Annotated in this window: 13 protein-coding genes; 7 read left to right on the top strand and 6 right to left on the bottom strand. The window is 65.3% G+C overall.

Annotated elements, in window-relative coordinates; genetic code table 11:
• The first annotated feature begins 38 nt into the window (after positions 1-38).
• Positions 39-1346, top strand: coding sequence for an MFS transporter (locus AQZ49_RS10045; protein ID WP_067615149.1), 1308 nt, complete (start codon positions 39-41; stop codon positions 1344-1346).
• On the opposite strand, the gene AQZ49_RS10040 is transcribed toward AQZ49_RS10045, so the two are convergent.
• Together AQZ49_RS10040 and AQZ49_RS10035 are read right to left on the bottom strand one after the other, a co-directional pair.
• Positions 1340-2548: an exo-beta-N-acetylmuramidase NamZ family protein gene (locus AQZ49_RS10040; protein WP_067615148.1), complete on the bottom strand. Its 1209-nt coding sequence runs from the start codon at positions 2546-2548 to the stop codon at positions 1340-1342. The two genes, AQZ49_RS10045 and AQZ49_RS10040, sit on opposite strands and share 7 nt — an antisense overlap.
• Positions 2545-3180 (bottom strand): DOMON-like domain-containing protein, encoded by a 636-nt coding sequence (locus AQZ49_RS10035; RefSeq protein ID WP_067615147.1) that lies wholly within the window; start codon positions 3178-3180, stop codon positions 2545-2547. The genes AQZ49_RS10040 and AQZ49_RS10035 overlap by 4 nt, the downstream gene beginning before the upstream one ends.
• A 46-nt stretch (positions 3181-3226) precedes the next feature.
• Between AQZ49_RS10035 and tyrS the strand changes: the two genes are divergently transcribed.
• From tyrS to AQZ49_RS10010, 5 genes are all read left to right on the top strand, one after another.
• The gene (tyrS, locus tag AQZ49_RS10030; protein ID WP_067615146.1) at positions 3227-4456 is read left to right on the top strand and encodes a tyrosine--tRNA ligase; all 1230 of its coding nucleotides are present in this window, start codon (positions 3227-3229) and stop codon (positions 4454-4456) included.
• 253 nt (positions 4457-4709) lie between these two features.
• Positions 4710-5048: a pilus assembly protein PilZ gene (locus AQZ49_RS10025; protein WP_067615145.1), complete on the top strand. Its 339-nt coding sequence runs from the start codon at positions 4710-4712 to the stop codon at positions 5046-5048.
• An 80-nt stretch (positions 5049-5128) separates the two neighbouring features.
• Positions 5129-6424, top strand: coding sequence for an MFS transporter (locus AQZ49_RS10020; protein ID WP_067615144.1), 1296 nt, complete (start codon positions 5129-5131; stop codon positions 6422-6424).
• A gap of 22 nt (positions 6425-6446) precedes the next feature.
• Positions 6447-7364 carry a cysteine synthase A gene (gene cysK / locus AQZ49_RS10015; protein WP_067615422.1) on the top strand — a complete coding sequence of 306 codons (918 nt, stop codon included), beginning with the start codon at positions 6447-6449 and terminating at the stop codon, positions 7362-7364.
• A gap of 7 nt (positions 7365-7371) precedes the next feature.
• Positions 7372-8064 (top strand): dienelactone hydrolase family protein, encoded by a 693-nt coding sequence (locus AQZ49_RS10010; protein ID WP_067615143.1) that lies wholly within the window; start codon positions 7372-7374, stop codon positions 8062-8064.
• A gap of 132 nt (positions 8065-8196) precedes the next feature.
• Here AQZ49_RS10010 and AQZ49_RS10005 read toward each other — a convergent pair whose 3' ends face one another.
• The 4 genes from AQZ49_RS10005 to AQZ49_RS09990 all read right to left on the bottom strand — a co-directional run bounded on the left by AQZ49_RS10005 (position 8197) and on the right by AQZ49_RS09990 (position 12160).
• Entirely contained in the window at positions 8197-9993 is a 1797-nt protein-coding gene (locus tag AQZ49_RS10005; protein ID WP_067615142.1) for an acyl-CoA dehydrogenase C-terminal domain-containing protein, read from the bottom strand.
• Between the two features lie 38 nt (positions 9994-10031).
• A complete protein-coding gene (locus tag AQZ49_RS10000) occupies positions 10032-10523 on the bottom strand; it encodes a MerR family transcriptional regulator (RefSeq protein ID WP_197410997.1) in 492 nt (163 codons plus the stop codon).
• Positions 10524-10554: 31 nt separating this feature from the next.
• On the bottom strand, positions 10555-10959 hold the full coding sequence (hisI, locus tag AQZ49_RS09995) for a phosphoribosyl-AMP cyclohydrolase (RefSeq protein ID WP_255355425.1): 405 nt from the start codon (positions 10957-10959) through the stop codon (positions 10555-10557).
• A gap of 352 nt (positions 10960-11311) precedes the next feature.
• Positions 11312-12160 (bottom strand): ComF family protein, encoded by an 849-nt coding sequence (locus AQZ49_RS09990; protein WP_067615140.1) that lies wholly within the window; start codon positions 12158-12160, stop codon positions 11312-11314.
• Positions 12161-12224: 64 nt separating this feature from the next.
• On the opposite strand from AQZ49_RS09990, the gene AQZ49_RS09985 reads away from it, so the two are divergent.
• Complete coding sequence (locus tag AQZ49_RS09985; protein ID WP_067615139.1) at positions 12225-13031, top strand: methyltransferase domain-containing protein; 807 nt, start codon at positions 12225-12227, stop codon at positions 13029-13031.
• The last annotated feature ends 13 nt before the right edge of the window (positions 13032-13044 follow it).

Here is a 13044-nt window from a genome sequence, read left to right as displayed (position 1 = left end):
AGGGCTGATTACTGCGCCCTGCCCGCGAAAGGACCTGGATGACGACGCCCGCGCACGATCCCCGCCTTGCCCGCCGCGCCGTGGTCGCGGCGACATGCGGCAACGCGCTCGAATTCTATGATTTCGTCACCTACGCCTATTTCGCGATCCAGATCGGGCATACCTTCTTCCCCTCGGTCAATCACTATCTCAGCCTGATGGGATCGCTGGCGACGTTTGGCGCCGGGTTCGTCGCCAGGCCCGTGGGGGCGTGGATGATCGGCGGCTATGCCGATCGCCACGGGCGCAAGCGCGGCATGTTTCTTTCGATGATGCTGATGGGCGTCGGTATCGTCACGCTGGCCTGCACGCCGGGCTATGCCACGATCGGCATCGCCGCGCCGATCCTGGCGATTGCCGCCCGGCTGTGCCAGGGCTTTGCGCTGGGGGGCGAAGTGGGCGCGGCAACCACCTACATGCTCGAATCCGTGCCCCCCGAACGGCGCGGCTGGGCCTCCAGCTGGCAGAATTCCAGCCAGATGATCGCGTTCACGGTAGGCGCGCTGGTCGCCTTTCTGCTCAGCCTGTGGCTCAACGATGATCAGTTGGGGCGCTATGGCTGGCGCATCGCGCTGCTGGTCGGCACCACCATCCTGCCGTTTGCGCTGCTGATCCGGCGCAGCCTGCCCGACCACCCGGTGCACCACGACGCGCCGATGACCGAGGCCGAGCATTTGTCGGCCACGCGCACAGGATTCGCGCGGATTGTCGTGCTGGGCATGCTGATCATCGGCGCGGGCACCACCACGACCTATATCTTTCTCTATATGGCGACTTATGCGCAGAACACGCTGCACCTGCCGATCTGGGTCGGCATGGCGGGCGATCTGGCCAACAACGCGGCGGGCATGATCACCGCGATCATCGGCGGCTGGCTGTGCGACAGGGTCGGGCGGCGCCCGGCGATGATCTGGCCGCAACTGGCCTTTGTGATCGCGATCATGCCGATGTTCACCTGGTTTCTGGCCGCGCCCACGGTGTTTGCGTTCATGGCACTCAACATCGTGCTGTCTGGCCTTGGCACGATGCCGTTTTCGGCCGCGTTCACCGCCGTCAGCGAAAGCCTGCCGCGCCACATGCGATCGCGCGCGTTTGCCTTGGTCTATACCATCCCAGTCACCACGATGGGCGGCACCACCCAGCTCAATCTGGCCTGGCTGCTGCACCATACCGGCAACCCGGCGGTGCTGGCGTGGTATTTGATGGCCGTCGCCTGCATGGGCCTGGCCGCAATGCTGTTCCTGCCCGAAACCGCGCCGATGAGCATCCGGCGCCGGCCGTCAACGGCGCCCCTGCTTGCTCAATAGATTTGATAGGCGCGCATCTGGTCGATCCATGCCGCCTCATCCCGCGCCGCCAGCGCATCCAGATCGCCCGGCTGCGCCGCCGCGTCATCGACCCATTCGCGCAAGGCGGGGCCGCCGTTGATCACATCGATCGCCAGCCGGTCGGTGACATATTCATAAGGAAAATCGCGCCACAGCGGATAATCGGGGTACAGCCGCCGGATCGCCTTGAACGCCAGCGCCTGCAATCGCCACGGGCGAAACGCGCCATGGTCATAGAACCGCCCTTCGGCATGGATCATCAGCGCCGAACAGGCCTGATGCACGTGTTTGTGAAAGGTCGGTTCGAACCAGCATTCGCGCAAGGCGCAGCCCGCCATCCACTGCGGGGCCAGCGCCTGCATCTCGGCCAGCACGGCGCGGGCCGAAACATCGGGCGCACCGAACAGCACTTCCAGCGGCCGGGTGGTGCCGCGCCCTTCGGACAGCGTGGCGCCCTCGATCATCACCGTGCCGGCATAAGCGCGCGCCATGTTCAGGCTGGCGGCATTGGGCGACGGGTTGATCCACACGCGGCTTTCGGGCCAACCGAAACCGGGGCCGTGGTCCGGCGCCCAGCCTTCCATCGCGATCACCCGGTAATCGACATCGAGGCCATAGTGATCGATGAACCAGCGGCCCATTTCACCCAGCGTCAGCCCGTGGCGCATCGGCATCGGCCCCGCGCCCACAAAGCTTTCGTGCCCGGGCAGCAACGTGGTGCCTTCGACCGGGCGCCCGGCGGGATTGGGCCGGTCGAGCACCCACACCGCCTTGCCGGTGCCCGACACCGCCTCCAGCAGATAGAGCAGCGTGGTCACGAACGTATAGATGCGGCACCCCAGATCCTGCAGATCGAACAGGAACACATCGGCGTGATCGATCATCGCTGCGGTCGGCCGCCGCACTTCGCCATAGAGGCTGAACACCGGAATATGGTGATCGGGGTCGGTGAAATCGGGCGATTCCACCATGTTGTCCTGCTTGTCGCCCTTCAGCCCGTGTTGCGGACCGAACGCGGCGGTCAGGCGCACTTCGGGCAGCACTGCCAGCGCGTCGAGCGAATGGGTCAGGTCTTGCGTCACCGAGGCAGGATGCGCCACCAGTGCGACGCGCTTGCCGATCAGCGGCTGGCGCAAGGCGGGATCAGCGATCAGGCGGTCGATGCCAAACAGGACTGTCATGCGTCATCCGGTGCCGCAAGCCATGCGCCAAGGCAAGCCGGATCGTGGAAATCAGGCTTTTCGGCCGGGTGCGCCAGGGCCCAATAGGATTTCACCCCGCCTGCCTCTTCCAGCACCGCCGTCAACCCATAGCGCCACGGCAACGGCGGCAGCGTGGCACTGGCGATCGCCACATCGCAGAACAGCACATCGCCACCCCGGCGCGGGGTGATCACCGGCGCGCGCGCCATCGCGCGCTCGGCCATGCCCGTGCGATACCCGGTAAAGTCATAGGCCGCCCAGCGCTCGGACGGGGCAAAGTTGAATTCGCTGTAAGCCCCTGCGCCCAGGCGAGGGGTTGGGGTGGGGTGTCCGACGCCCGACGGGTCGCGCACCGCATCCCCGTCAGACACCCCCACCCAACCCTCCCCCTGGAGGGGGAGGGCTTCGAGGAACAGTTCGAAACACGTCGTCTGCCACAACCCGTCCTGCCGCCGGTTGCCCGCAAACGGCGGCACCACCAGATCGGCCGCCCCATCGACTTTCCAGCGCAGCACACACCAGTCGGCATCGTGCGACAGCACCCGCGCCGCGACCGCGCGCACGCGCAAGGGTGGGTGCGCGGGATGCGAAATCAGCTCCAGCGTTTTCAAGCCTGCCGCTCCATGCTAGGCGCCACGCAGTTCAGGAAAGAGTGTCATGACCGCATACAAGTCCGATCTGCTTCGCCTGCTCTCCGAACGGGGGCATATCCATCAGTTGACCGACGCCCACGGGCTCGACACGCTGGCCAGCGAGGCGATCGTCACCGCGTATAACGGCTATGACGCCACCGCGCCATCGCTCCACATCGGCAATCTGGCCTCGGTCATGCTGCTGCGCCGCCTGCAACAGGCAGGGCACAAGCCGATCGCGCTGATGGGCGGCGGCACCACCAAGATCGGCGACCCCAGCGGCAAGGATGAAAGCCGCAAGCTGCTGACCACCGAAACGATCGCAGCAAACATCGCGGGCATTTCGCAAGTGTTCCACCGCCTGCTCGATTTCGGCGAAGGCCCGACCGGCGCGGTGATGGTCAACAACGACGACTGGCTGGCTCAGCTTGGCTATATCGATCTGCTGCGCACGGTCGGGCCGCACTTCACGGTCAACCGCATGCTCAGCTTTGACTCGGTGAAAACACGCCTCGATCGCGAACAGCCGCTGACCTTCCTCGAATTCAACTACATGATCCTGCAGGCCTATGATTTCCGCGAACTGGCGCTGCGCCATGGCTGCCGCCTGCAACTTGGCGGGTCGGACCAGTGGGGCAATATCGTCAACGGCATCGAACTGACCCGGCGGATGAACGGGATCGAACTGTTCGGCGTGACCACCCCGCTGCTGACCACTGCCGACGGGGCAAAAATGGGCAAGAGCGTCAATGGCGCGATCTGGCTCAACGAGGCCATGCTGCCCGCGTACGATTTCTGGCAATATTGGCGCAATGTCGACGATCGCGATGTCGGGCGGTTCCTGCGGCTGTTCACCGATCTGCCGCTCGACGAGATTGCCCGGCTCGAAGCACTGGCGGGCAGCGAAATCAACGCCGCCAAAGTGGTGCTGGCCAATGAAGTGACGCGGCTGGTGCGCGGTGACGAGGCGGCGCAGGCCGCCGCCGCAACCGCCGCAGCGACATTTGCGGGCGACGGCCTGGGCCAGGATCTGCCGACCATCGCAGTCGGGCCCGAGGGAATCGGCGTGGTCGACGCGTTGATCGCGCTGGGCTTTGCCGCCAGCCGGGGCGAGGCCAAGCGCCTGATCGCCGGTGGCGGCGCGCGATTCGATGGCGCCCCGGTAACCGATGAAGCCTTTCGAATCGTGGTGAATTCCGGCGAAGCGCGGCTGTCGTCAGGCAAGAAGAAGCACGGCATCTTGCGCCCTGCCTGACCAGAGTCCCGATCCGGTCCACAAACCATGCCCCGATGTCCCGCATCGGGGCATTTTTATAACATTGCCAGAGTCTTACCGGCAGATCGTGGCCGCAACCGGCATCTATTTGCCGCCTGTTTTACCAAATGTAAGCCAATTCGGATGAATATGGCCTCGTACCTGCCGCGGGCATCCCGTGCGCAAGTTGCATGGTAATTCTCGGACGACCCAATTCTCGAACCACCCAATTCTCGAACCACAAGGAGGAACGATGTCCGGCGGGGCTCAGCTATCAGTCACCGATCAACGCCGTTCCACCCGTCATCCCGTGGATCTGCCGCTGATCGGAGAGCATCGCCGGCTAGGCGACATCATGCTCAATCTGATCAACGTGTCGACCACCGGGTTCATGGTGCGCGGTACACTTGATCTCGAACGCGGCGAACGTCTGACCATTCGCCTGCCGCATATTGGTCGGATAGAGGCCTTTCTGGTGTGGTCTGATCCGATGCGGTCGGGGTTTCAGTTCGAACGCATCGTGCGCATCGATGACTTTTCGAGGATGATCAAGGCGCTCCAGCCCAATCCCCGGCTGCGCTCGCCACATTGAGCGAGCGCTATATCAACAAATTTCGTTGAGAATGCACGGCTGACACATTTGCGTGCTTGGCAAGCCGCGCTAGCGCTGCCATGCCACGGCGCGTGACGACGCGCGAAGCCCTGCCATCCTCGCCGCTGGCGATTGCCGACTACCGCCGTTTCTGGGTGGGGCGCTGTGCCGCCGTGTTCGCCACCAGCGGCATGGTGGTCGTGCTCGGCTACCAGCTTTATGATCTGGCGCGCGGGTCCTATGGCATGTCGATCCGCGCCGCGGCGTTTCAGCTTGGCCTGTTCGGCCTGGTGCAGTTCCTGCCGCAGATTCTGTTTGCCCCGGTGGCCGGCGTGCTGGCCGACCGGTTCGACCGGCGCGCAATTGTCGCGGTGGTCACTTTGGCCGATGTGCTGGTGGCGCTGGCGCTGGCGCTCGGCACGGTGTTTTCGCTGCTGACGCTGCCTTTGCTGTTTGTCATGGCCGCCCTGCATGGTGCTGTGCGCACATTCATCGGCCCCGCACAAAGTTCGATCGCGCCCAATATCGTGCCTGCCGCACTGATGCCGCGCGCCGTGGCGATCAGCGCGATGTCGTGGCAGATCGGCTCTGTCGCCGGGCCTGCGCTGGCCGGTGTGCTGTTTGCGCTTCATCCCGCGCTGCCTTATGCGGTGTCGGCGGTGCTGCTGCTGATCGCGGCGATCAGCACAGGGCGCATCCGTCCGGTGCCGCCGCCGCCCGGCAATCACCACACCCACCCCTTGCGCCAGATCGGCGAAGGCATGGTCTATGTCTGGCGCGACCGGTTTCTGCTCGGCTGTGTCACGCTTGATCTGTTTGCGGTGCTGCTGGGCGGGGCCACCGCGCTGCTGCCGGTCTATGCGCGCGATATCCTGTTGTGGCACGGCCATCCCGTCGGCTCGTTCGGGCTGGGGCTGATGCGCGCGATGCCCAGCCTTGGCGCCTCGGTGATCGGCCTGATCATCGCACGAAGCCCGATCGAGCGCGATGTCGGCGCGCGCATGCTGCTGGCGGTCGCCGCGTTCGGCATTGCCACTGCCGCGTTTGGCCTGTCGCGCAATTTCATCGTGTCGCTGGCGCTGCTGGCGACGCTGGGCGCGGCCGACATGGTTTCGGTGTTCATCCGCAACACGCTGGTGCAACTGCATACTCCCGATGCCATGCGCGGCCGGGTCTCGTCTATTTCGGGGCTGGCGATTTCCGCGTCGAACGAACTGGGCGAAATGGAATCGGGGCTTGCCGCCGCGCTGCTGGGTGCAACCGGGGCGGTGGTGTTCGGCGGGGTCGGCGCGGTGCTGATCACCGTGATATGGACCTTCGCCTTTCCCGAATTGCGCAGAACGCGCGCATTTTCAACGCATTATGCTGAAACCTGAACACTTTGAAGGAGCAAGCGACATGAAAGCGGATTCCGTTCTTGCGACGATTGGCGCCACGCCGCACATCCGGCTGTCCCGGCTGTTTCCCGACCATGAAGTGTGGATCAAGAGCGAGCGGTCGAACCCCGGCGGATCGATCAAGGACCGCATCGCGCTGTCGATGATCGAAGCCGCCGAAGCCGACGGCACCCTGAAACCCGGAGGCACGATCATCGAGCCGACCTCGGGCAACACCGGCATCGGCCTGGCGCTGGTCGCGGCGGTCAAGGGCTATCGCCTGATCCTGGTCATGCCCGAATCAATGTCGATCGAGCGCCGCCGCCTGATGCTCGCCTATGGCGCCACGTTCGACCTGACCCCGCGTGAAAAGGGCATGAAAGGCGCGATCGAACGCGCGCACCAGTTACGCGACGAAATCCCCGGCGCATGGATTCCGCAACAGTTCGAAAACCCCGCCAATATCGCGGTACACGTGCGCACCACCGCGATCGAGATCCTGACCGATTTCGCCGACACGCCGATCGACGTGCTGATCACCGGCGTGGGCACCGGCGGGCACCTGACCGGGTGTGCCGAACGGCTGAAGCAGACCTGGCCGAACTTGCAGGCGTGGGCGGTCGAACCCACGCTGTCGCCCGTGATTTCGGGCGGCCAGCCCGCGCCGCACCCGATTCAGGGCATCGGCGCCGGGTTCATCCCGGGCAACCTGCACACCCAGTCGATCGAAGGCGCGATCCAGGTCGATCCCGCCGACGCCAAGGAATGGGCACGGCGCAGCGCCAGCCTCGAAGGTCTGCTGGTCGGTATCAGTTCGGGCGCGACGCTGGCCGCGATCGCGCAGAAATTGCCTGACCTGCCCACCGGCAGCCGCGTGCTCGGGTTCAACTATGACACTGGCGAACGCTATCTGTCGGTGCCCGATTTCCTGCCGGAGTGATCCCCGGATGACTCTGGAACGCATCGACTATGCCGATGGCGCAGTGGCCTTGACCGGGTGGCTGGCCCGCCCGGTCGGCACCCCGCGCGGGGCAATCGTGATCTGGCCGACAATCATGAACGTCAACGCACCGATCGAACGCCGTGCGCAGATGCTGGCCCAGGCCGGGTTCCTGGCACTGATTGCCGATTTCTATGGCACGTCCGTCACCGATTTTGCGCACGCAAGAGACCTGGCCGATGCCTTGCGCGCCGACGTCGATGCCTATCGCCGCCGCATCGGTGCCGGCGTGGCCGCCTTGCGCGCGCGCGCAGGCGGGCTGACGCTGTCGGCGATCGGCTGGTGCATGGGCGGACAGGCCGCGCTCGAAGCCGCCCGCGCGGGCGAGGATCTGGCCCTCGTCGCCAGCTTTCACGGCATCCTGTCGACCGACCGCGCGGCCACCGCAATCGCGTCGCGGGTGTTCATCAGCCACGGCGATGCCGATCCGCTGGTGCCGCGCGCGCAAGTGCTGGCCTTCTGGGAGGAAATGGATGCCGCCGGTGCCAACTGGCATTTCCACAGCTATGCGGGAGTGAAACACGGCTTCACCGATCCCGGCAGCGATGCGCGCGGGATGCCCGCAATCGGCTATGACGCCAGCGCCGACCGCCAGTCATGGGCCGCGCTGAACGGACTGCTCGACGAAATCTACCCCTGATATCCTCCCCGGAACGGGGAGGGGGACCGCCCGAAGGGGGGTGGAGGGGCGGTGCCTCATTGCGCAAGGTTCGCATGGGGCACCGCCCCTCCACCGGCTTCGCTGGTCCTCCTCCCCGTTTCAGGGAAGCTATCAGGCCGTCGCGAACGCCTCGATCGGCAGCGCCATCACGGTATCGGGCCCGGCCTCGACTTCGCGGCGCAGGGCGCCTGCCTGTGGCGCAAAGCGCGTGGCCCAGTGGCGCGCACACGTCAGCTTGGCGGTGTAGAATGCCGGTTCATCGGTGCCGTTGGCCAGCGCGGCGGCGGCGATACGCGCCATTTTCAGCCACATCAGCCCCTGCGACACCACACCCGTCAGCGTCATATAGGCATAGGCCCCGGCGCCCAGCGCATTGGGGTCGGCCATCGCGTGTTGCATGAACCACAGGGTCGCGGCCTTCAATTCGCCATTGGCCTTGGCCAGCGGGCCCGCCACGGCCGCCAGGTCTTCGCCTGCTGCGGCCACTTCGTCATCGACCAGCTTGAACAGCCGCTGGATCGCGCGACCGCCATTCTGCGCCAGTTTGCGCCCGCACAGATCCATCGCCTGCACCCCGTTGGCGCCTTCGTAGATCATCGCGATGCGCGCATCGCGCACGAACTGTTCCATGCCGTTTTCGGCGATATAGCCGTGCCCGCCCCAGATCTGCTGCATGTCGGTGGCAGTCTTGTAGCCCATGTCGGTGCCATAGCCCTTGATCACCGGGGTCAGCAGGCTGATCACGTCATCGGCCGCCTGGCGCGCTTCTTCAGTCGGCGCGGAATGCGACAAGTCGACTTGCAGCGCGCCCCACAGGCTGAGCGCGCGCATGCCTTCGGTAAAGGTCTTGGCATCCATCAGCATGCGGCGCACGTCGGGATGCACAAACAGCGGATCGGCCTTTTGCTGCGGTTCGGCCGGGCCCGTCAGCGCGCGGCCCTGGCGGCGTTCCTGCGCATAGAGCACCGCGTTCTGGTAAGCCGCCTCGGCCTGGGCCAGCCCCTGCATGCCCACGCCCAGCCGCGCCGCGTTCATCATGATGAACATCGCCGCCAGGCCCTTGCATTCCTCGCCAACGAGAAAGCCCTTGGCACCGTCATAGTTCATCACGCACGTCGCGTTGCCATGGATGCCCATCTTGTTTTCGATCGAGCCGACCGACACGGCATTCCTGGCGCCGAGCGATCCATCGGCGTTGATCAGGAACTTGGGAACGATGAACAGCGAAATGCCCTTTGACGATTCGGGCGCGCCCGGCGTCTTGGCCAGCACCAGATGGATGATGTTTTCCGACAAGTCATGATCGCCCGCCGAAATGAAGATCTTGGTCCCGGTGATCGCATAGCTGCCATCGGCCTGCGGCTCGGCGCGGGTGCGCAACAGGCCAAGATCGGTGCCGCAATGCGGCTCGGTCAGGTTCATCGTGCCCAGCCATTCGCCGCTGACCATCTTGGGCAGATAGGTCTGCTGCTGCTCATGCGAGCCCTTGACCAGGATCGACGAAATCGCCCCGTTGGCAAGGCCGGGATACATCGCAAAGGCCTGGTTCGCGCTGGCCAGGTATTCTTCCATGACAAAGCCGATCACATGCGGCAGCCCCTGCCCGCCGAATTGTTCGGGCGCGCTCAACGTGGCCCAGCCGCCATCGACATACTGGCGATAGGCCGCCTTGAACCCGGTCGGGGTGGTCACGCTGCCATCCGCATGCCGGGTGCAACCTTCGCGATCGCCGATCTGGTTGAGCGGGGCCACCACTTCAGACACGAACCGCCCCGCCTCGTCGATCACCGCGTCGGTCAGATCGCGCGCGGCATTGGCAAAACCCGGCAGATTGGCAAAGTTTTCCAGACCGATCAGTTCGTTGACAACAAATTTGGTGTCGCGCGTGGGCGCCTTGTAAACGGGCATATCCTGGCTCCTGAAAACGGTGTTGTGGTGTTGTGTCGTTATACCGTGATGCCGGGGTCGCGGCCTTCGGCCTTTTCCCGGTCAACCACCAGGCCGACAAAGCTGGTCAGTTCGGCGATGGTCGCCTCGATATCCTGTTGCTGGCGGCGCAGATTGGCGATCCGTTCGCGGCATTTGGCGATGGTCACGCGGCGCTGTTCGATGCGGCCATCGCCACGGTCGTACAAATCGATCATGTCGCGGATTTCCTGCAGGCTGAAGCCCACGTTCTTGGCGCGCATGATCCACGCCAGCCGCGCCCGGTCGCGTTTTGAATAGATGCGTGACAACCCATTGCGGGTCGGCGCGATCAGCCCTTCGTCTTCGTAAAAGCGCAAGGCGCGCGCGGTTACCCCGAATTCGGCCGACAAGTCAGATATCGTATAGCTTTCGCGCGCCAGCTCATCGGGCTGGTGCAGATGGCCGGTATGCGCATCGGCATGCTGATGGACCGGATCGTGATTCGATAGATTTGCGGGCTGCGTCGACATGCCCGCAGACTAGCTAACCTTTACGTAAGCGTCAATCAGGCACCCGTTCCAGCGAACCGTCGGTGGTCAGCCGCCGGTAGAAACAGGCAGGTGCCAGCGTGTGGCATGCCGGACCCGCAGCATCGACCCGCAGTTCCAGCGCATCCTGGTCGCAATCGACGCGGATTTCGGCCACCCGCAGCACGTGGCCCGAAGTTTCGCCCTTCATCCACAAGGCGCCGCGCGATCGCGACCAGAAATGGGCAAAGCCCGTTTCGCGCGTGCGGGCAATCGCCTCGGCATTCATGTGCGCCAGCATCAGCAGGCGCCCGCTGGTGCGATCGACCGCGACTGCGGTCACCAGCCCGGCAGAATCAAAGCGCGGCATGAACACGCTGCCCTGTTCGCGATCGTTCGGGGCAGCAGGCGTGGCGCTGGCGGCGTTAAGGGTCGAAATGGGGGCAATCCTTGATAAAGTGTTGGCAAGCCGTGCGGCATTTGTTGCACGATAACCACATCAACGGTGCAAAATCCACGCTGCTGTTACATTCCCGTTTCACTGCGCGCCAGTTCGCGGCAAACAGGGCGTGCGGTTTGAGGGAACCGCGTTCTGAACCGCCAGTTGGTTTCAAACATCAATCGGCGGCGCAAACGGCGCCAAAGTTCAGGGAAATACTGCGCGTTGGCTGGTGCGTTGAACCGCCAGTGCCGCAGGACATGAGGGACCAAATGCGATGGCGGTCGGGGGGCCGCCCGGTGGATGAAAATCTACCATGTCGCTGCAAATTCGTCACGCTGGCGCCCGGAGCTCACGCTTCGGGCGCCAATGTTTTGGGGCCTGTTTCCCTTTCTGCATCGGCATGATCATGGTGCGTGGCGATTGCGTGGGTATCGTCGATCACCCGTGCAAAACAGGCAATCCGCGCGGTTTTGACCCCGGCCTTGCGCAGCGCGATCAAACAGGCATCGGTGGTGGCCCCGCTGGTCAGCACATCGTCAACCAACAGCACCCGCGCGCCACGCAACCGCGACGCCAGGGCCGGATTGGCGCGAATCGTCCCCTGCAACAGTGCGGCGCGCCGCTTTCTGCCCAGGTGGCCCAGCGGCGGGGTAGCGCGTGGGCGCAGCAAACCATCCACCAGCAGCGGCTGCCCGATGGCGCGTGCGATCCCCCGCGCCAGCAGTGCCGACTGGTTGAACCCGCGCCGCCACAACCGCCAGCGATGCAACGGCACCGGCACCACCAGCCATTCGCCATCGAGCCGTGGCAGGCGCGGCACCATCAGCCGCACCATCAGATCGGCCAGCGCAATGCGCCGCCCATGCTTGAAGCCCAGCACGATCTGGCGCGAAATGTCGTTGTACAGCGTCGCTGCGGCAACGCCTGCATGGCGCGGCGGTTCGGCCATACACGGCGCGCAGATCCAGTTGCCCAGTGCCGCGTCGGCCAGCGCCAGCGCGGCATCGCCCCCCTGTTCGGCGGTGCGATCGGGCAACGGGCGCTGGCACAGCGCACAACCGGGACCGCCGGGAATCGCCAACCCTTGCCAGCACGCCAGGCACAGCCCCCCGTGCTGCGCCAGCGCCGCGCCACACAGCGGGCATCGCGGCGGGAACACCAGATCGACCAGCGGGGCAAAGGCCTTGTTCCAACGCATCGCGGCACAGTCGGCACGAATGCCGGGCTTGGCAAGAGCGCCCGGCACCGGCAGGGGAGAATTCATGACCGCCAGCGCGCCCCCTGCCCCGCCCCGGATATTTTCCCCCCGCCGTCGAATTGCCCTGCGTCAGCGCATGCGCGTGCTGCAACGGCAGCCCGATGCAGCGCGGTTCGTAATCGACGACATGATCGATGACGTGCTCGACCGGCTGGCGTTTCTGCGCCACACCCCGGCGCGCGCGCTGGTGGTGGGCGATTTCACCGGGTCGCTGGCCGCTGCTCTGGCCGCGCAAGGCGCCGTGGTCACGCACGCCGATCCCGCACCGGGCGGCGATTCGCCGGCGATCGATGAAGAACAGCCCTTGCCGTTTGCGCAACCGTTCGACCTGATCGCCAGCCTGGGCACGCTCGACACTGTCAACGACCTGCCCGGCGCACTGATCCATCTGCGCCGCGCTTTGGCGCCCGACGGCCTGATGATTGCCGCGCTGAACGGTGCGGGCAGCCTGCCGGCCCTGCGCGCGGTGATGCTGACCGCCGATGGCGACCGCCCCGCCCCGCGCATCCATCCGCAGGTCGATGTGCGCGCGGGCGGGCAATTGCTGCAACGCGCCGGCTTTGCCGATCCGGTGGTCGACAGCCACAGCATCACGGTCAGCTATCGCAGTCTGGACCGGCTGGTCGGCGATCTGCGCGCGCAGGCCCTGTCGGCCTGCCTGTCGCGTGGCGGCGCGCCGCTCGGCAAGGCCGCGCTGGCCCGCGCACGCGCCGCCTTCGCCGATGTGGCGCAAGACGGACGCGTGACCGAAACGTTCGAGATCCTGACCCTGTCGGGCTGGGCCAAAGCCCTCAGACCCCCAAAATTCTGATCCTCCCCGAAAC

Origin of the sequence: Novosphingobium sp. FSW06-99 (assembly GCF_001519065.1) — a bacterium.
Taxonomy (GTDB): Bacteria; Pseudomonadota; Alphaproteobacteria; order Sphingomonadales; family Sphingomonadaceae; genus Novosphingobium.
The sequence above is the reverse complement of the archived record's forward strand: the minus strand, read 5'-3'. Positions and strand labels throughout refer to the sequence as shown.